The organism is Ruegeria sp. AG6, assembly GCF_056541565.1.
Genome location: NZ_JBQFYQ010000002.1, coordinates 74596 through 92470 on the forward strand (window position 1 = coordinate 74596; position 17875 = coordinate 92470).

Annotated in this window: 15 protein-coding genes; 9 read left to right on the top strand and 6 right to left on the bottom strand. The window is 58.6% G+C overall.

Going from position 1 to position 17875, the window contains the following annotated elements; translation table 11 throughout:
* Positions 1–188: 188 nt before the first annotated feature.
* The 3 genes from ACR0I0_RS07580 to ACR0I0_RS07590 form a co-directional block, all read right to left on the bottom strand.
* Positions 189–1004, bottom strand: coding sequence for a PaaX family transcriptional regulator C-terminal domain-containing protein (locus ACR0I0_RS07580; protein WP_171232340.1), 816 nt, complete (start codon positions 1002–1004; stop codon positions 189–191).
* 168 nt (positions 1005–1172) lie between these two features.
* A complete protein-coding gene (locus tag ACR0I0_RS07585) occupies positions 1173–2204 on the bottom strand; it encodes a sterol desaturase family protein (RefSeq protein ID WP_480488465.1) in 1032 nt (343 codons plus the stop codon).
* A gap of 304 nt (positions 2205–2508) precedes the next feature.
* Positions 2509–3474: an NAD(P)-dependent oxidoreductase gene (locus ACR0I0_RS07590; RefSeq protein WP_171637095.1), complete on the bottom strand. Its 966-nt coding sequence runs from the start codon at positions 3472–3474 to the stop codon at positions 2509–2511.
* A 132-nt stretch (positions 3475–3606) separates the two neighbouring features.
* Between ACR0I0_RS07590 and ACR0I0_RS07595 the strand changes: the two genes are divergently transcribed.
* A complete protein-coding gene (locus ACR0I0_RS07595) occupies positions 3607–4482 on the top strand; it encodes a LysR family transcriptional regulator (RefSeq protein WP_480490824.1) in 876 nt (291 codons plus the stop codon).
* 44 nt (positions 4483–4526) lie between these two features.
* Here ACR0I0_RS07595 and ACR0I0_RS07600 read toward each other — a convergent pair whose 3' ends face one another.
* The gene (locus ACR0I0_RS07600; protein ID WP_245223519.1) at positions 4527–5432 is read right to left on the bottom strand and encodes a LysR family transcriptional regulator; all 906 of its coding nucleotides are present in this window, start codon (positions 5430–5432) and stop codon (positions 4527–4529) included.
* Positions 5433–5521: 89 nt separating this feature from the next.
* Between ACR0I0_RS07600 and ACR0I0_RS07605 the strand changes: the two genes are divergently transcribed.
* Genes ACR0I0_RS07605 through ACR0I0_RS07620 form a run of 4 tightly spaced genes read left to right on the top strand, consistent with a single transcriptional unit; the run spans position 5522 to position 11137 of the window.
* Entirely contained in the window at positions 5522–6697 is a 1176-nt protein-coding gene (locus ACR0I0_RS07605; protein ID WP_480490826.1) for a pyridoxal phosphate-dependent aminotransferase, read from the top strand.
* The gene (locus ACR0I0_RS07610; protein ID WP_480490828.1) at positions 6694–7896 is read left to right on the top strand and encodes an acyl-CoA dehydrogenase; all 1203 of its coding nucleotides are present in this window, start codon (positions 6694–6696) and stop codon (positions 7894–7896) included. Before ACR0I0_RS07605 ends, ACR0I0_RS07610 begins: the two co-directional genes overlap by 4 nt.
* 11 nt (positions 7897–7907) lie before the next feature.
* Positions 7908–10103, top strand: coding sequence for a thiamine pyrophosphate-dependent enzyme (locus tag ACR0I0_RS07615; protein WP_480490830.1), 2196 nt, complete (start codon positions 7908–7910; stop codon positions 10101–10103).
* Entirely contained in the window at positions 10100–11137 is a 1038-nt protein-coding gene (locus tag ACR0I0_RS07620) for an ACP S-malonyltransferase (RefSeq protein WP_480490832.1), read from the top strand. The genes ACR0I0_RS07615 and ACR0I0_RS07620 overlap by 4 nt, the downstream gene beginning before the upstream one ends.
* A 98-nt stretch (positions 11138–11235) precedes the next feature.
* On the opposite strand, the gene ACR0I0_RS07625 is transcribed toward ACR0I0_RS07620, so the two are convergent.
* Complete coding sequence (locus ACR0I0_RS07625) at positions 11236–12108, bottom strand: amidohydrolase family protein (RefSeq protein WP_171723888.1); 873 nt, start codon at positions 12106–12108, stop codon at positions 11236–11238.
* The gene (locus ACR0I0_RS07630) at positions 12105–13106 is read right to left on the bottom strand and encodes a nuclear transport factor 2 family protein (RefSeq protein ID WP_480490833.1); all 1002 of its coding nucleotides are present in this window, start codon (positions 13104–13106) and stop codon (positions 12105–12107) included. The genes ACR0I0_RS07625 and ACR0I0_RS07630 overlap by 4 nt, the downstream gene beginning before the upstream one ends.
* A 164-nt stretch (positions 13107–13270) precedes the next feature.
* On the opposite strand from ACR0I0_RS07630, the gene ACR0I0_RS07635 reads away from it, so the two are divergent.
* The 4 genes from ACR0I0_RS07635 (at position 13271) to ACR0I0_RS07650 (ending at position 17849) form a co-directional block, all read left to right on the top strand.
* Positions 13271–14317, top strand: a complete 1047-nt coding sequence (locus tag ACR0I0_RS07635) for an ABC transporter ATP-binding protein (RefSeq protein ID WP_480490834.1) — start codon at positions 13271–13273, stop codon at positions 14315–14317.
* 75 nt (positions 14318–14392) lie between these two features.
* Positions 14393–15604, top strand: a complete 1212-nt coding sequence (locus ACR0I0_RS07640; RefSeq protein ID WP_171637111.1) for an ABC transporter substrate-binding protein — start codon at positions 14393–14395, stop codon at positions 15602–15604.
* A gap of 66 nt (positions 15605–15670) precedes the next feature.
* Positions 15671–16693 (top strand): carbohydrate ABC transporter permease, encoded by a 1023-nt coding sequence (locus tag ACR0I0_RS07645; protein WP_152460108.1) that lies wholly within the window; start codon positions 15671–15673, stop codon positions 16691–16693.
* A gap of 1 nt (position 16694) precedes the next feature.
* The gene (locus tag ACR0I0_RS07650; RefSeq protein ID WP_171637115.1) at positions 16695–17849 is read left to right on the top strand and encodes a carbohydrate ABC transporter permease; all 1155 of its coding nucleotides are present in this window, start codon (positions 16695–16697) and stop codon (positions 17847–17849) included.
* Positions 17850–17875: the final 26 nt, after the last annotated feature.

Below are 17875 nucleotides of genomic sequence, written 5' to 3' on the forward strand. Positions count from 1 at the left end.
GTTAATAAATCTTCCCCTGATTCGATGCAAGTCTTATGTTACTCAATCTTCTTATGTGCCGTACATCTTGTAACATTAAATGTGACTACTGACCAAAGAGGTTTTCTTGACTGCAAAAAAGACGACGCAGCCCTTCTTAACAATGGCAGGACATCCGGCAGCTCACCCGAACTTTGCCCCGCTGTGGGTCAGTCCATCAGCTCGGCTTCCAAGCTCGATAGCGAGGGGCGCGGTAGCCTGTCCAACAAGTGCGAGACAGCTTCTCTGCATGCGGCGCCTTTCCAGTCGTCCGGCAGGAAAACCGGTGGCAGGCTTGGGTGGCGCAGAACGATACGTCGCCAGGCATGCACCACCAGTACGCGCAGAACCGCCGACCGCATCGGGTCGCCCGCCCCCTCTGCGGGCAAAAGCCGCTCAACAACCTGAATGGCATCCCAGAATTGATCATAGGCGGTTTTCAATGGCTCCGGCCCGCACAGGTCGCGAAGCCAGTTCGGGACGGACATCGTGTCGCTCTCGAAACCCAGAAGCTCTTCAAGATCATCCGGCATCGGCCCGGGCGCCATGGCCGTGGACGCATTCAGCGAGAAGTAATCCCCCGTCAGCATCAGGTCCGACAATTCCTTTCGGGAACTTTCCGAGTTGCTGGCGATGAGGACATGCCAGATATCCGGCATGTTCGGGTCGCGGGAATAGATACGCGGTGCGGCTGCAACGCTTTGACGGCGGCCAAAGCTGGTCAGCCTGTGCACACTGTTCCGACCAACCCGCGTGCTTTCAATCCAGCCTTCCTTGCGCAACCGATGCAGGGCAACACGCGTGGCCTCGGCCCTGATCCCCGCCAGACGCGTAAGCGCCGTGATGAGTGATCCACTGATCTGATCTGATCCATCCTGCGCCAGATCGCCGAAAATCGTGACCAGAACAGACCACACACGCTGGGTGCTTGTCGTGGTCAGCCGGCTGACACAGGTTTCAAACCAATCTGGAGCGGTATCTTTCATTTGGGCAGTATAATCAGGCCCGAGGGAATTGCCATCCGGCCCCGCGCGCCCGGTTTCGTACAGGGCCAGGATTTCGGCAACGGGATCGGTTCAGTCAAGCGTTATCGGGCAAGATAAATGATCGGCCGAGGCAGCGCCAGCTGCGCGCGGCCCGCGTTGCGTGCCGCTCTATTTGAAATGCATGTCACGTTTGCGGTTGCGAGTCCGTTTCGTGGCCTCGTCCGAGCCATCATGATAGGTTCCGAACCACTTGTCCCAGGGCATTTCTGCGTTGCCGTAATTGCATTCGTAATACCGGTGATGCAACTGGTGGAAAAACGCCCCGATCAACAACGCCTGACGGTCTCGCGCCCAGATGGCCTCGTACCCGGAATGAGACGAGGCGGCGCCCAACATCAGCCAATACCCCAGAAAGATCATGTGCACCGGGTTGCTGGGCAGTACCAGCACGATCAGGATGGCACTGAGATACCCCAAGGCCTCGACCGGATGCATCGACATGCCCGACCATGGGCCGGTGTTGACGTTGCGGTGATGTACGGCGTGAACATGTCTGTAGATGAAAGGCTGGTGCAGAAACAGATGCACGACGTAGAAATGAAAGCTCTGCCAGATCGCCAGGATCGGAAACAGCAGCACGAACCAGACCGGATGCGCCGTGAAGCTGAGCGTGGCGATATAATTGTTGGCGTACATCCAGCGCAGAAAACACTCCAGCATCGACAGGAACGTCGCGCCAAAGACCATCGAATGGTAGATGTTGTCCCAGGTCTGATAGCCGAACTTATACAAAGCATTCTTGCGCTTCATGTAAGGCCGCGGGTCGTATTTCAGCAGCTTTCCCTGCCCGTCAACCCCGTAGAACCACATGTGCAGACCACCGGCGACGATCAACAGCAGCACCCAGTTCCGAATGAACACCCATGACATCCAGCCCGGGGCAAACGAAGCCTGCCCGGCATCTACGGGTTGTACCAAGAAGGCCACAAGGAAGGCCAAGGCCAGAAAGATCGAGCGGTCCGAGAACTGAAGCCAGTTCTGCCAAACCCATTTCGCCAGGACGCCGATTTTCGGCGGCCAGTTCCAGTACGGGGCGTATTTCACCGGCAAGTCCGGGTGCCAATGCCATTCGCGGCTCATGGGGCCGGGCTCGGGCGGTGCGTTGGTGGTGTCCTGAGGGTTCGCGTCTTGAATCGTCACGTGATTGTCCTTTCCTGAATAAAGTCACCTTTTTCAGGACCAAGCCGGAGGCGGCTCGTAAGGATATTTGCGGGACGGCCGGCGATACATGATGTGACCTATTCGAGGAACGGGCGGCGGTTATCGTGCACATTGCGCGACCTGCCCCGCCGATCTGGTTTCTTGGGGGCACGAAAAACGGCCAGACGTTTCAGCCGATTTGCTTCAGGCGTGATGCAGGATCCGCCCATGTCGGCGAACGTATCGGCACAAGATTGATGATCCGCCATGACATAGATCCGTTTCCTGCCCGCCGCGCACCGCCCTATTCGGCGGCCTTCAGGTCAGATCCTTGCGGGATCACTTCGTAACCGGGCTCTTCGGGTTCATCGTCCAGCATTTCCGATGGGAACCCCGGCGCGCGGATATCCAGCCCGGTTTTGTCTTCGAGCCGGCGGATGATGTTGGGGGAAAACTCACGAGGGCCATATTTCTCGATCCCGTCCTTGAAAATCTCGATCATCAGCGGATTGATCTCCAGCGGCACCCCGGCGCGATCCGCCACCTCCTGAAACAGGCCGATATCCTTCAACACCAGGTCCATCGTGAACGAGATATCACGAGATCCGTTTAGGATGACCTGACTTTCGGTTTCATGCACGAAGGATGTTCCCGAACTGATCTTCATTGCCTCATACGCCGTATTCAAATCCATTCCGGCGGCCTTGGCGACCACAAGCGCCTCTGAACAGGTGATCAGGTTTGCAGTGGCCAGATAGTTGGTCAGCACTTTCAGTACCGAAGCAGATCCCAGTTCACCGGTATGAAGGATGCGACGCCCCATCGTGGTCAGAAAGGGCAGAATACGTTCGAACGTGGCGCGATCACATCCGGCAAAAATCGAAATGTTGCCGGTATCCGCCCGATGACACCCGCCCGAGACCGGACAATCGACGGCAGCGCCACCGCGTTCCTTCACCATCGCACCTAGACGCTTGACCTCAGCTTCATCCGTGGTGGACATCTCCATCCAGATTTTGCCCTCGGTCACTTCGGGCAGCATGTCCTGCATCACAGCGTCCGAAGCCGCCGGAGAAGGCAGGCAGGTGATCACCGCATCACAATCCCGCATCAGTTGTGCCGGATTCTCGGCGGCCTTTGCCCCGCGGTCGACGAAACCTGACACCAGGTCAGAGTTCAGATCATGTACGGTCAGATCAACGCCATTGCGCAGCAAACTGCCGCTGAGTTTCCCGCCGACATTTCCAAGGCCGATAAATCCAACTTTCATACCTGCGTTCCCTTTCCGGTAGCCAATCAGAGGACCAGCGCTGTTTCTCCCTGATGAAATCTACGGGCGTTGAATGCAGCGTGTAAAACGAATAAATATCCCCGGTATCCATAAAATTTTTTGGTGCTGGAAATGTCAAAATCGCCCAATCTGGTCTGGCTGCGGTCTTTTGACTGTGCCGCACGGCATATGAGCTTTACTGCTGCGGCAGAAGAGCTTGGCATCACCCAGACGGCCTTGAGCCTGCACGTCCGCTCATTGGAAGCACAGCTGGGCTGCCCTTTGTTCTTTCGTGCCGCGCGCAACCTCAGCCTGACAGAGGTCGGGCAGGCGTATGCGTTTTCAGTTCGGCGCGCCTTGGGCGATATCGACCTGTCAACCGCAAGCCTGTTTGGCTCCAGCCACAAGCATGAGCTGGTCGTGCGTGTGCCGATTTCCACGGCCAGCTTGTTCCTTGCCGGCAGATTGCCTGAGTTTTCACGCGCACACCCGGGTGTATCGATCAGGTTGGTTTCAAATATCTGGGCAGAATCCGCGGGCAGGGAAAACGTCGATGTCGAGCTGCGTTTGGGAAACGGGGAATGGAACGACGGGCCGTTCAGCAAGATCTCGGACGAACGTATCGTTCCGGTTGCAGCCGGATCACGAGATCGGAAATGGCCTTCGACGGAACAACTGCTGGTCAAACCCCAGATACAGATTTTGGGATTTCAGGACATGTGGCACCGGTATTTTTCCGCTTTCGGCACAGAGTATTCTCCTGCGGCGTCTTGCTTCACCGTGGACACGACAATTGCCGCCGTGGACATCGTGGCGGAAGGTGGAGGTTACGCGGTAATCCTTGAGCGCTTTGCCAGAACCGCAATCAAGGCCGGAAGGTCCATCGCGATAGTCGGGGACGCCATTCCAATCGAACAAAGCCATTTCCTTGTCGATGGCCAGGGATCGAACGCGAACTCTGCTGCCAAACAGATGTTTGAAACCTGGCTCAAACAGATTTTCGCCTGAGATGTGCCTGTGGGCGATGAATTCGATCTTCTGTATTTGACCAGTTACGCGCGTGCCCGCGTCTGCTTGCTGATCCAGTTTGCAAAAACTTGAACGGCGTCGTTCTTCTGACCTGTTGGCGTCGCGATGTAATAGGCGCTGTTCGACGTGTTGGCGATCTGGCCGATTTCGGTCAGAACGCCGGACGCCAGCTCTTCTTCAATCAAATACGAGGGCAGAATGGCGGCACCCAAACCGACGACGGCGGCCTCGATCAGCATCGAGAACTGGTCAAACCGCATCCCCGGAAAAACCGCCCCCGGATCCAGCCCGAGTTGAGAGTGATAGGTAGACCACAGCTCGGGGCGCGAGGTCAGATGCAAAAGCGGCAGTTCAAAGGTTTGCGCACGGGTGTCCAGCCTGTGACGTCTCAGCAGCGCGGGTGCTGCCGTGACCACCAGATGCTCGGGGAACAACCTGCGCAATTGCGCGCCCGGCCAATCCTCCTGCCCGAAATGGATGGCCAGATCCATACGTCGTTCTTCAAGGCTGAAAGGCGTCGTGTAAGAGTGCAGATCCAGTTCGATTCCGGGATGGCGCGTTTTGAAATCCGGCAGGCGCGGCACCAGCCACCGTGTCGCAAAGGTGGGCAGGACGGCCAATGTCAAAAGCGACGCACCGTCTCCGGCTGCAATCGCACGGCTGATCGTGCCACTGAGACGTTCAAGATCACCTGCCAGCTCGTCCCGCAAGGCCCGCCCCGCTTTGGAAAGGCGCACTGCGCGTCCAACCCGCCGAAACAACGTAACGCCAATCGCGGCCTCAAGCTCTCGGACCTGACGGCTGATCGCGCTTTGCGTCACGCCAAGCTCTTCGGCCGCCATGGTATAGCTTTCATGGCGCGCGGCGGCTTCGAAACTGCGCATTAGGGCCAGAGATGGCAGTGAGTTGATCCGGGGCATGGAACTCATGAGTTTTAGTCACTGAAAAGATACTCCTTGGCGTATTTTTCTCAAGTAACTTTGTGGCTAAAACCGAACTTGATTGCAGAGGAAGGTTCATGGTGTTCCAGCGCGCTGACCGGTTGAACGGTATCGAATTGTCGGAAATCGTCCAGATCTCAGAGGCCGCCGCCCGCCTGCGCGCCCAAGGGCGTAATATTCTGGCGCTGTCAACCGGCGAACCGGACCTGCCGACGCCGCCCCGTGTGGTCGAAGCTGCGCATTCAGCGGCACTGGAGGGCAAAACCAAGTACCCGCCCACTGCCGGTGTGCCTGAACTACGCGCGGAAATTGCCCGACAAGCAGGTGCCGAGATGACCCAGGTCATCGTATCAACAGGCGCGAAACAGGTGATCGCAAATGCGATGCTGGCCAGCCTGAACCCCGGCGACGAGGTCATCATGCCCGCCCCCTATTGGACCAGCTATTCCGATATTGTCCGGATGGCAGGTGGGGTGCCGGTTGTTCTGCCCTGCCCGATGGAACAGGGCTTCAAACTGCTGCCTGAACAATTGCAGGCCGCCATCACACCGCGCACGCGCTGGCTGATGCTGAATTCACCCTCGAACCCGTCGGGCGCGATTTACGCTAAGGCAGAACTTGCGGGGCTGGCAGAAGTGCTGGAGCGCCACCCGCAGGTCTGGGTTCTGGCCGATGAGATTTATCGCCATCTCAGCTTTGCACCTTTCACGTCCGCGGCCGAGGCCGCCCCGGCGCTGACCCATCGCATGTTGATCGTCAACGGTGTGGCCAAGGCGTGGTCGATGACCGGATGGCGCATCGGCTGGGGGATCGGACCGTCCGATCTGATAAGCGCCATGGTCGCTGTTCAGGGTCAGGTCACATCGGGGGCATGCTCGATCTCGCAATGGGCGTCGCTGGCCGCGATCACTTGCGACCCCGAGTTGCTGGAGGAGCGTCGCGCCCTCTTTGCCGCGCGCCGCGATCTGGTCGTCCACTGGTTGAACGCAGTACCCGGGCTGCACTGTTCCACCCCGGACGGGGCGTTTTATGCCTTTCCGTCCTGCACTGGCCTGCTGAAAGAACAAGGCGGGCCATTTGACAGTGACGCGGAATTCTGCACGTGGTTGCTGGAAGATGCCGGCGTTGCCCTGGTGCCCGGCCGTGCCTTTGGGATGCCGGGCCATCTTCGCCTGTCGTTCGCTTATGCTGAAGATACAATTGCAGCGGGCCTTGCGCGTCTCAAAACCGCTGTGGAAAGGAAACTTGCATGAAACCTCAATCCGCCCCGCACCTTGGCCCCTTCACCTGGGACGATCCGTTCCTGCTGGAAGACCAGCTGGCCGAAGACGAACGCATGGTTCGTGATGCCGCACATGCCTACGCGCAGGACAAACTGCTGTCTCGGGTAACTGCCGCGTTTGCCAATGAAGAAACCGACCCGGCCATCTTTTGCGAGATGGGTGAGATGGGTTTGCTGGGAACAACCATTCCCGAGGAATACGGCGGTATTGGGTCCAGCTATGTGACCTATGGTCTTGTCGCGCGCGAGGTCGAGCGTGTGGACAGCGGCTATCGTTCGATGATGTCGGTGCAGTCCAGCCTGGTGATGTATCCGATCTACGCATACGGCACCGAAGAGCAGCGCCAGAAATACCTGCCCAAACTGGCAACCGGCGAATTTATCGGCTGCTTCGGGCTGACGGAACCCGATGCCGGTTCGGACCCCGGCTCGATGAAGACTGTCGCGAAGAAAACCGAGGGCGGCTACGTGCTGAACGGGTCGAAAATGTGGATCTCGAACGCCCCGATCGCCGATGTGTTCGTCGTTTGGGCCAAATCCGAAGCGCATGGCGGCAAGATCAAGGGCTTTGTCCTGGACAAGGGAACGGCTGGACTGTCGGCCCCCAAGATCGAAGGCAAGCTGTCTCTGCGCGCCTCGATCACCGGTGAGATCGTGATGAACAATGTCGAGGTCGGCGAGGACGCCCTGCTGCCCAATGTCGAAGGTTTGAAAGGCCCGTTCGGCTGTCTGAACCGTGCGCGTTACGGCATTGCCTGGGGATCGATGGGCGCCGCCGAGGCGTGCTGGCACGCGGCCCGGCAATATGGGCTGGACCGCAAACAGTTTGGTCGTCCGCTGGCGCAGACACAACTGTTCCAGCTGAAGCTTGCCAACATGCAGACCGAAATCACGCTGGGCCTGCAAGCCGCGCTGCGCGTGGGTCGCCTGATGGACGAAGCCCGCGCCGCGCCCGAGATGGTCAGCCTGATCAAACGGAACAATTGCGGCAAGGCGCTTGAGATCGCCCGCCATGCCCGCGACATGCATGGTGGCAACGGGATCAGTCAGGACTTCCACGTGATCCGGCACATGGTGAACCTTGAAACCGTCAACACCTATGAAGGCACCCATGATGTGCATGCCCTGATCCTGGGCCGTGCGCAGACAGGCCTGCAAGCCTTCGCCTAAGGACATCTGACATGGATCGCGCCGCAATCGTGCATGACAATTTCCTGCGCCGTGTTGCGGCGCGGGACTTTCCCGAAGGGCCCGCACCGGCCGGACCGCTGAGCGGTCATGAAGCCGTCGCACTTTACAGGGCGCAATGCCAGAGCCGGGCGCTGGACCGGCAAAGCCGCGCGATGCAGAAGGCGGGTCAGGGGTTCTATACGATCGGGTCATCCGGGCATGAGGGCATGGCGGCCGTTGCCGCGGCCCTGCGCCCGACCGATCCGGCGTTTCTGCACTACCGCGATGCGGCCTTTCAGATTGCCCGCTCGGATCAGGTGCCGGGCCAAAGCACGACATGGGATATTCTGCTGTCCTTTGCCTCGTCTTCCGAGGACCCGATCAGTGGCGGGCGTCACAAGGTTCTGGGATCGAAAGCGCTGTGCATTCCGCCGCAGACCTCGACCATCGCCAGCCATCTGCCGAAGGCGGTCGGCGCGGCATATGCCGTCGCCGCTGCACGGCGTCATCGCCCTGAACATGCAGACATGCCCGAGGATGCCATCGTCTATTGCTCGTTCGGGGATGCCTCGGCCAACCATTCCACCGCACAGGGCGCTTTCAACACGGCGCAGTGGACGTCCTTTCAATCTGTGCCTCTGCCCCTTCTGTTCTGCTGCGAAGACAACGGGATCGGTATCTCGACCAAAACGCCGAAAGGCTGGATCGCGGCCACTTTCGCCAACCGTCCGGGCCTGAAGTATTTCTCGTGCGACGGGTTGGATCTGTTCGACACCTATCGCGTTGCGCAACAGGCGGCCGACTATGTGCGCAGCCGCAAGAAACCTGCTTTCCTACATGTTCGGACTGTTCGCCTGTACGGTCACGCCGGGGCCGATATGCCAACCACCTATATGCCAAAAGCCGAGGTTGAGGCCGAAGAAGCCAACGACCCGCTGCTGCATTCCGTGCGCCTGTTGGATCAGTGCGGCGCGATGAGCCCGGAACATGCGCTGAGCGTCTACAATGATACCTGCGCCCGGGTCGCCCGCGTGGCCGAACAGGCCATCACGCGCCCTCGCCTGCAAAACGCAACAGAGGTGATGGCCAGCCTGATCCCGCCCGCACGCCCCTGCGCGCCGACCAATGGCCCAACACCCGAGCGTCGGGCCGAGATTTTCGGCGGCGATCTCAAGGCCCATTCCGAACCGCAGATCATGTCGCGATTGATCAACTGGGCACTGACCGATCTGATGCTGGAACACGGCGAGATCGTCATGATGGGCGAAGATGTCGGGCGCAAAGGTGGCGTTTACGGCGTGACCCAAAAGCTGCAAACACGGTTTGGCCCTGACCGGATGATCGACACGTTGCTGGACGAACAGTCGATCCTGGGCCTGGCGATCGGCATGGCCCAGAACGGGTTCACGCCAATGCCGGAAATCCAGTTTCTGGCATATCTTCACAATGCCGAGGACCAGCTGCGAGGTGAGGCCGCCACCCTGCCCTTTTTCTCGAACGGTCAATACACCAACCCGATGGTCGTGCGCATTGCCGGACTGGGGTATCAAAAAGGGTTTGGCGGACACTTCCACAATGACAACTCGGTTGCTGTATTGCGCGACATTCCGGGCCTAATCCTGGCCTGCCCGTCGAACGGTGCCGACGCCGCGCGGATGCTGCGTGAATGCGTGCGCCTCGCGCGTGAAGAACAGCGGCTGGTCGTTTTCCTCGAACCCATCGCCCTCTACCCGATGCGGGACCTGCACGAGGCCGGAGACGGCGGCTGGATGCAAACCTATCCCGACCCTTCTGAAAAGATCGGCTTCGGTGAGGTGGGCGTGGACGGTGACGGTGACGGCGACGATCTGGCCATCGTCACCTTTGGAAATGGCGTCTATCTCAGCCATCAGGCGCGCACGGCCTTGCAGGCCGACGGGATCAAGACACGGATCATCGATATGCGCTGGTTGTCCCCTTTGCCCAAAGCGGCACTGACACAGGCCGTGACCGGGGCCAAACGCATCCTGATCGTCGACGAAACCCGCCACCATGGCGGCGTGGCCGAAGCTCTGATGGCGCATTTTCATGAAACATGCGATGTGCCGCTGGCCCGTATCACCGCAGAAGACAGCTTTATCGCCACGGGCCCGGCCTATGCTGCGACCATGCCATCGAAGGACAGTATCGAAGCCGCCGCGCGATCCTTGATGGAGGCCGGCACATGAGTTCCGCCAAACAGACTGCCGTCGTCATCTGCCCTGGCCGCGGTACTTACAACAAACCCGAACTGGGTGTCCTGGGCCGGCAATTCAGCGACAAGACCGTGTTGCGACGCTTTGATGACATGCGGCGCGCGCAGGGGCAAGAAACGCTCAGCGAACTGGACGGTGCGGCCCGATATTCCATTGCCAAGCACACCCGCGGCGACAATGCATCTGCTTTGATCTATGCAGCGACTTTGGGTGATTTCCGCGCCATCAATCCTGACAAAATCGAAGTGGTTGCGGTGACGGGAAATTCGATGGGCTGGTATTCGGCGCTGGCCTGCGGCGGTGCGCTGTCCGCCGAAGGAGGGTTCGAGGTGGTCAACACCATGGGCACTCTGATGCAGGAAAACATGATCGGTGGACAACTGATCTATCCTTTCATGGATTCCGACTGGCATCCTGACCAGACCCGCAAGGCAGAGCTGCTTGCCTTGGTGGATGACATTGACCGAACCGATGCAACGTTGACCCTGTCGATTGATCTGGGTGGCATGTTGGTGCTTGCAGGCGACGACGCCGGTTTGGCCGCGTTCGAAAAGGCAGTACCGGTGGTTCAGGAACGTTTTCCCATGCGATTGGCCAACCATGCCGGGTTCCATTCGCATCTTCAGGCTCCGGTCTCGGCGCAGGGCCGCACGAAACTGAGCGCTGGCCTGTTTCGACAACCGGACCTGCCCCTGATCGACGGGCGTGGCCGGATATGGTGGCCCGGAGCTTGCGACCCGAATGCACTTTGGGATTACACTCTGGGCCATCAAGTGACCGAAACTTATGATTTCACCCATGCCATCGCACAGGCCGCGCATGAGTTCGCACCGGATCTTTTCATTGTTACGGGTCCTGGCACCACGCTGGGCGGTGCCGTCGCGCAAAGCCTGATTCTGACCAATTGGTCCGGGCTGTCGGACAAGTCGACATTTCAGTCTCGCCACGGAAACAGCCCGATTCTGTGTTCGATGGGAATGGTTGATCAAAGGAAACAGGTGACATGAACCTGTGGGCCCACCGGTCAGCCTCAGAGCCGGCGCGCCGAGGCTGCCAAGCCGTTTCAGAAAACCGGTGCAGGTAGTCCGGTTTGTCGTGTCCGGCGCTATTCAATGCGATAGAAACGTTCTGACGTGCCGCGAAAGACGTCGTCCAGCATCGACCCCGGGATGAGCGACGCATGCCGGGAAACGGTTTCCTTGTAGGTCGAGGTAAGGCTGTCGACCGGGAAATTCGATCCGAACATGCAGCGATCGGCACCAAATTGGGACAGGCAGGTTGAAACGATCGGCGAGACGCTTTCAGCATTCCAATCGTGGTCGAACATTCCCAGGCCGGAGAGTTTGCAAAAGACATGTGGCAGGTTTGACAAGGCCGTCAATTCATCTGCCCACCGTCGCAACCCTTGCGGGGTCCGGTCGTATGGCGAACCTGCGTGGCAAAGAGCGATCCGGGTCTCCGGCGCCTGTGCAAGGACATTCGCTGCTTGCCCCATCAGCTCTGGCAGCAGCTGAAGATCAAAGGAAAGACCACGCGCGCCCAGTTGCTTCAGACCAGCCAAGAACTTTGGGTCTTCAAGTAACGCGTTCGTGCCAGTTGAGGCGTCTTCACCCGGAGCGCGGCCAATAATCTGGCGAACGCCGCGAACCGAAGGCAGGGTTTGAAGACGGTCGAGCTGTGCATCCAGATCATCCGAGGTCAGATCGCAGAATGCCACCTGCACCAACGGCCAGTCAGGGAACTGGTCGGCAACGGAGTGTACCCACCGCGCCTCGGCCCAGGGGTCAGCGGCGCCGACCTGAATGTGAACCGAAGCGCCGAACCCCATGGCTTCGGCGTCCGCGCGAAACTCCGGGAGCAAATAGTCCCGCTGGATGGAAGACGGATCGCCGAAAAACCGAACGATACCTTTCTCTGTAAGCCAGGGGTAGTGCACGGCCGAAAGGTCCCACAGGTGGTGATGCGCATCTATCCTCATGATGCTTCAATCCCGGTGGTGCGCGCCAGAATATCCACACCCTGTCCTTTCCAGAAATGCAGCAAGTCGATGAAGATCCAGTTTTCGGCCAGCTTGTCTTCGACGCGGCGATAGATATCGATCACCCTGAATTCGCCGGGTTTTCCGGTGGCTGGCATCCCCAAAAAACCACCTGTGGGCGTGGCAGTAAAGTTGGGCCATCCAAAGAAGCCACCGTAATGCCCTTCGGCCAGACGGCAGACATGATTGGTCTTTGACCGGTCCGTGAAGGCAGCGCGAAACGGTCCGGAGTGTTGCCTGGCATAACGTTCGATCGTGTAGGTCGCGCCAATTCCTTCGGGGCCCCACCAGATCATGTCCTGGTGCCACGTGCGCGCCAATTCTTCTTCCAGCGACAGCCCGCTGTCCCAACGGCCCAGATCCGCGATCATCGCATTGATGACCGCCAGCGTTTTTTCGCCTTCGTGTGCGGGCTGCTCATCATGCAGCAATCCATCATGAGACCTTGGTCCGGGCTGCACCAGATGTGCCGCAGTCTGCGGGGGGAACGGATTCTGGCCAGCCTGAACCATCAGGTGCGGGATGTCGAAATACATCGCCGTTTCGACAATTCTGTCACCGGCCACCTTGTAGAACGCGCAATATCGCAGGAACGCCATCTTGCCGGTCGGGCGAATACCCAACCACGGTCGGTCGAACAGCCCCATCAGATGGCCCATGGCGACAACCCAAACGTCGGTTTCTTTCTGCAACGCGTTTTGCCCCGCAAACAGAATATCCACTCGGTTCTGCAAATGAGCAAGGCTGCCCTTCAGCGGCTGCCAGAATTGCCGGGCAACCTGTTCGGCGCCGTTGATTTCGTTGAACGGATGAAAGCCGCGCCACCTCGAATCCGAAGCGCAGAATTGGCTCATCACCTTCGGAGTTTCCGTCACTGCGGCGGAGTCCAATGCGGTGTGAAACGCAGAGACCAGTTTTTTTTCTGTCTGAAAGTTCACGGTATTTACCATTGTAGTCAAAGTTTTGCGAGCGGCGCGAAGCCAGGTTGAGTCGGATTTCTCCGCAATTTTTGCATACGTATGCAAAAAAGTCTTGCCTGATTTGATACATGCGAATTACAGTTTTGCAAACGTATGCAAAACGATTCCTTGCAGGGGGCACCATGGCGGAAATTCAATTGCGGAACGTCGGCAAGCGATGGGGCTCATTCGTTGGGGTTCACAATTTTGACCTGACGATTGCAGATCGTGAGTTTCTGGTGCTGCTCGGCCCATCAGGCTGCGGCAAGACAACCACCATGCGCATGATCGCCGGCCTCGAAGACGTGACGGAAGGCGAAATCCTTGTCGACGGCAAAGTGGTCAATGATCTGGAACCCAAGGACCGCGACGTGGCGATGGTGTTCCAGAGCTACGCTCTGTATCCCAACATGAACGTTTACGAGAACATCCGCTTTCCGCTGAAAGTGCGTGGTATCGACCCGGCGACGCACGACGAAAAGGTGCGCCGCGCCAGCGCCATGGTGGAACTGGACGATTTCCTGCATCGCAAGCCAGCCGAGTTGTCGGGTGGTCAGAGACAGCGTGTGGCACTGGCACGTGCCATCGTGCGCGAACCCAACGTGTTCCTGATGGACGAGCCGTTGTCCAATCTTGACGCCAAGCTGCGGGTTTCCACCCGGGCCCAGATCAAGAACCTGAGCCATGAGCTGGCTGTCACCACCATTTACGTCACCCACGACCAGATCGAGGCCATGACCCTTGCCGACCGCGTCGTCGTGATGAAACAGGGCGTGGTTCAGCAGGTCGGAAGCCCGACCGAAATCTATGACCGTCCCGCGAATACTTTTGTCGCCAGTTTCATCGGTTCACCTGCCATGAATTTGATGGACGGCGACGTGGCGGGCGGAATATTCCGCGCCGAACATGTCGAAATTGCGGTGGATGCACCGGATGGCCCAATGACACTGGGTTTCAGGGCCGAAGATGCCAGCCTTGCCGATGGCAAAGGTCAGATCACCGCTCCGATCTATACGCTGGAACTACTGGGCGACGCGACCATGATCTCGGTTCGGGTCGGCGGAGCTCTGGTTTCGGTGAAAGCAGACAAAGCATTCCGCGCCGAGATTGGCGAAATGGTCTCGTTCTCGGTGCCGACGGAAATCTGTCACCTCTTCGAAGCTGGAAGCGGTGCGCGGATCGGGGGCTAACCCCACAAACGGCCCGCAAGGGCATAACACCGGTCCGGACGTCGACGACGGACCGATCCTGACAGGGAGAAACCTATGAAACTCAAGACGATCCTCATGGCCGGTGCCATGTCCATCGCCGCCACCGGCGCGTGGGCAGATTGCGCCTTTGAAAACGAAGTGCCGCTAAAATCGCTGTCCGCCGGTTTTGAAGCCTGGAAGGCGGTCACCGATGCGATGGCAGAATGCGGCAATTTCAGCGCATCGCTGGATCAGGAATTCCGCGAAAAGCAGCCCGAAGCATTTGCTGCGGATCCCGCGCTTTATCAGATCGGCGGTGTTTCAAACGCGACCCTGGTGCCGTTGCTGAACGCAGGCACGATCCGTCCGCTGGATGATCTGGTCGAAAAATACGGCCAGGACCTGCTGCCCAACCAGTTGATCAAGGTTGATGGCAAGACCATGGCCATTGCGATGATGGTGAATGCGCAGCACCTGATGTATCGCGATGATGTTCTGGCTGAACTGGGCATCGAAGAACCAAAAACCTATGATGACGTCCTGGCCGCAGCTGCCAAGATCAAAGAAGCCGGTGTCATGGATTATCCGATCGGGGGAACGTTCAAGACCGGTTGGAACCTCGGCCAGGAATTCGTCAACATGTACCTTGGCGAAGGCGGCTCGTTCTTTGGCGACGGCAACGTTCCAACGATCAACAACGAGCAGGGCGTCGCTGCGCTGGAAACACTGAAAGCCATGACCGATTACATGGATCCGGAATATCTGGTTTCCGACTCGACATACGTTCAGCAACAATTCCAGCAGGGCAAGATCGCCATGGCAAACCTTTGGGCCAGCCGTGCCGCCGCGATGAATGATGAGGCCGAAAGCCAGGTCGTCGGCAAAGTCACCATGGCAGCCGCTCCTATGGGTTCGGCAGCACCGGCAACCACTATCTGGTGGGATGGCATCGTTCTTGCTTCGAACATGAGCGACGAAGAGGCCGACGCCGCATTCCGCGTCGCGCTTGAGGGCATGGACGGCGAAATGGTCAGCGCAAACAACGACGTCGCTGTTTGGCTGAGCCCTGCCTATTCAGCGGGTGCTTTGGCGGCAGGAGCAGCCGCTTCGGCTGAAGCGGGCGCAAAGGCGTACCCGGCATCTGGTCCGATGGGCATCATGCACACCGCCCTGGGCAACGGTCTGGCCGACTACCTGACCGGCGCCAAGGATGCTCAGACGACGCTGGCGGATATCGAGGCAGATTACATCACTGCCGCGAAAGAAGCCGGTCTGATCAGCAACTGATCCTCCCGTGGGAGGGCTACGGCCCTCCCGCCCCTTCCCCTCGAGAGTCATGAGAAAGGCAGAGCCATGAATTTCCGGACATTTGCCGCATTTGTCGGCCCCTCTGTCTTTATGATGCTTCTCTTTATCGCGTTTCCTCTGGTCAGCGTGTTCAAGCAGAGTTTTTACGTGACACAGCCGATCTATGAGACGGTCGAAAAGGAAACCTGCACGCCCGGTTTCCTGACGCAGACCTGCGTGACCGAGATGGTTTCGCAGCCAAAGCTCGACGAACATGGCGAGGTCATTACCCAAACCCAATATGTCGGCTTGCAAAGCTATCGCAACGTATTGGAGCCTGAACGCGCATGGCGCGCCATAAGCGACGGCAGTTGGCATGTGCTGTCTACGATCAACTTCTGGAAGGCGCTTCGGTTCACCCTGACCTTCACATTGATCACTCTGCCGCTTGTGGTCGGGTGCGGGCTTGGGATCGCAATACTGATCAACAACGCGGCGCGGTCCATCCGCGGCCCGGTGATCTTTGTGTCCCTGCTGCCCTTCATCATCACACCGGTGATCGGAGTACTGTCGATCAACTGGCTGTTCCGGGGCGACGGCATCCTGACCGCAATGATGGAATGGTGGCTGAACCGGGACATCGCCCTGTTCGCCCAAGCCTGGACCATCGAAATACTGATGATGCTCTACCGCGTCTGGCACGTGGCACCCTTTGCCGCAATCGTCTTCTACGCCGGGCTGCAAACGGTCAATCAAGACAGTCTTGAAAGTGCCGTGATTGACGGTGCGACCCGTTGGCAGCGCCTGAAATACATCGTCATTCCACACCTGATGCCGCTGATCATTTTCGTGTCGATGATCCACCTGATGGACAGCTACCGCGTGTTCGAAGAGATCGTTGGTTTTTCGAGCCAGGGCTACGTCATCTCGCTACAGTGGCTGACCTTCGATTATCTGACGCCTGATCAGGCCGGCAACCGGTCGATCAGCCGGGCGTCCGCCAACTCGATGCTGACCATGATCGGTGTCGTCATCCTGCTTATCCTGCCGCTGCGCCGTACGTGGCGCGACCATAAAGGAGGTCACTGACATGTCCTCGCGTGCGCTTCGCCAGCCCTTCAGCCTGCGGTTGACCTCGAACATCTTCCTTGCGCTCTGGTGCCTGATCGCGGCCTTTCCGATCTTCTGGATCGTGGTCATGAGCTTCAAGTCACCCGTCGATGCGTTCGACAGCAACGCGCTGAACGTGATCTTCGGGCCGGCCACGCTGAGCGTCGGAAAGGGCTTGTCGCTGCTAGATATCATTCTGGGCATCGCGGTTATCTGGGGCACGATCTTCGCTGCCACCAAAACACTGCCATCGATGATAAAGTCCTACACCAAGCCCGGTCAGGAATGGTTCGGCTGGCTGATCGGTGTTCTGGTCTTGCTGGTGGGTTTCCTGCTGGTGTTCTTCGTGGTCCTGCCTGCAATCCTGAACGTGTTGAACCCGCTGTTTGGCCCACTGGGACGGGATGTGCTTGGTCTGACGACCGAGCATTACAAAACCGTCTGGATCGACCGGGGCTTTTCAAACAACTTCAAGAACTCGCTGATCGTAACGACGGGCGTGGTGACGGTGTCGCTGACCGTGGGCACATTGGCGGGCTACGGTCTGGCGCGGTCAGGATCAACTTTGGCCTTCTGGATCCTGATCGTCGCACTGGTGTTTCGGGCATTGCCCCATTCGGTTCTGGTAGCAGGCTATCTGCCGGTGTTCATCAACTCGGCCGAATGGCTCAGCCCAATCTTGGGTGAGAACGCACCAACCTTGTACGGCAAGCCTTTTGCGGTGATCGCTGTTCTGGTTGCGATCAATCAACCCTTCACGATCTGGATGTTGCGCTCGTTCTTCCAGAACATCCCGGCCGAGCTGGATGAGGCCGCCCGCGTGGATGGGTGTAGCCACTTTCAGGCCTTCCGCCGTGTCATCATGCCGGTGATGTGGCCAGGTGTGATCACTACGGGGCTGTTCAGCTTCTTGCTGGCGTACAACGATTTTCTGGTCACCGCGCTGCTGCTTGATGCGCAGAACCAGACCATGGTTCCCGCCATCGTCGGCATGTTCAATCGCGAGACGACGACAACCGATCAGGTCGTTGCGGTTGCCGCTGCCGTGTCGATCACCGCGCCTCTGATCTTCCTTGTGCTGATTTTCCAGCGCCAGATTGTCAGCGGTCTGACAGCCGGGGCAGTGAAAGGCTGATGAGCAAGAACGCCCGACATAACGCC

Excerpts from the sequence above, each read along its gene's own strand:
- ACR0I0_RS07595 (WP_480490824.1), top strand. The coding sequence starts at position 3,607 with ATGTCAAAATCGCCCAATCTGGTCTGGCTGCGGTCTTTTGACTGTGCC.
- ACR0I0_RS07605 (WP_480490826.1), top strand. The coding sequence starts at position 5,522 with ATGGTGTTCCAGCGCGCTGACCGGTTGAACGGTATCGAATTGTCGGAA.
- ACR0I0_RS07635 (WP_480490834.1), top strand. The coding sequence starts at position 13,271 with ATGGCGGAAATTCAATTGCGGAACGTCGGCAAGCGATGGGGCTCATTC.
- ACR0I0_RS07615 (WP_480490830.1), top strand. The coding sequence starts at position 7,908 with ATGGATCGCGCCGCAATCGTGCATGACAATTTCCTGCGCCGTGTTGCG.
- ACR0I0_RS07600 (WP_245223519.1), bottom strand. The coding sequence starts at position 5,432 with ATGAGTTCCATGCCCCGGATCAACTCACTGCCATCTCTGGCCCTAATG.
- ACR0I0_RS07650 (WP_171637115.1), top strand. The coding sequence starts at position 16,695 with ATGTCCTCGCGTGCGCTTCGCCAGCCCTTCAGCCTGCGGTTGACCTCG.
- ACR0I0_RS07580 (WP_171232340.1), bottom strand. The coding sequence starts at position 1,004 with ATGAAAGATACCGCTCCAGATTGGTTTGAAACCTGTGTCAGCCGGCTG.
- ACR0I0_RS07645 (WP_152460108.1), top strand. The coding sequence starts at position 15,671 with ATGAATTTCCGGACATTTGCCGCATTTGTCGGCCCCTCTGTCTTTATG.
- ACR0I0_RS07610 (WP_480490828.1), top strand. The coding sequence starts at position 6,694 with ATGAAACCTCAATCCGCCCCGCACCTTGGCCCCTTCACCTGGGACGAT.
- ACR0I0_RS07625 (WP_171723888.1), bottom strand. The coding sequence starts at position 12,108 with ATGAGGATAGATGCGCATCACCACCTGTGGGACCTTTCGGCCGTGCAC.
- ACR0I0_RS07620 (WP_480490832.1), top strand. The coding sequence starts at position 10,100 with ATGAGTTCCGCCAAACAGACTGCCGTCGTCATCTGCCCTGGCCGCGGT.
- ACR0I0_RS07640 (WP_171637111.1), top strand. The coding sequence starts at position 14,393 with ATGAAACTCAAGACGATCCTCATGGCCGGTGCCATGTCCATCGCCGCC.
- ACR0I0_RS07590 (WP_171637095.1), bottom strand. The coding sequence starts at position 3,474 with ATGAAAGTTGGATTTATCGGCCTTGGAAATGTCGGCGGGAAACTCAGC.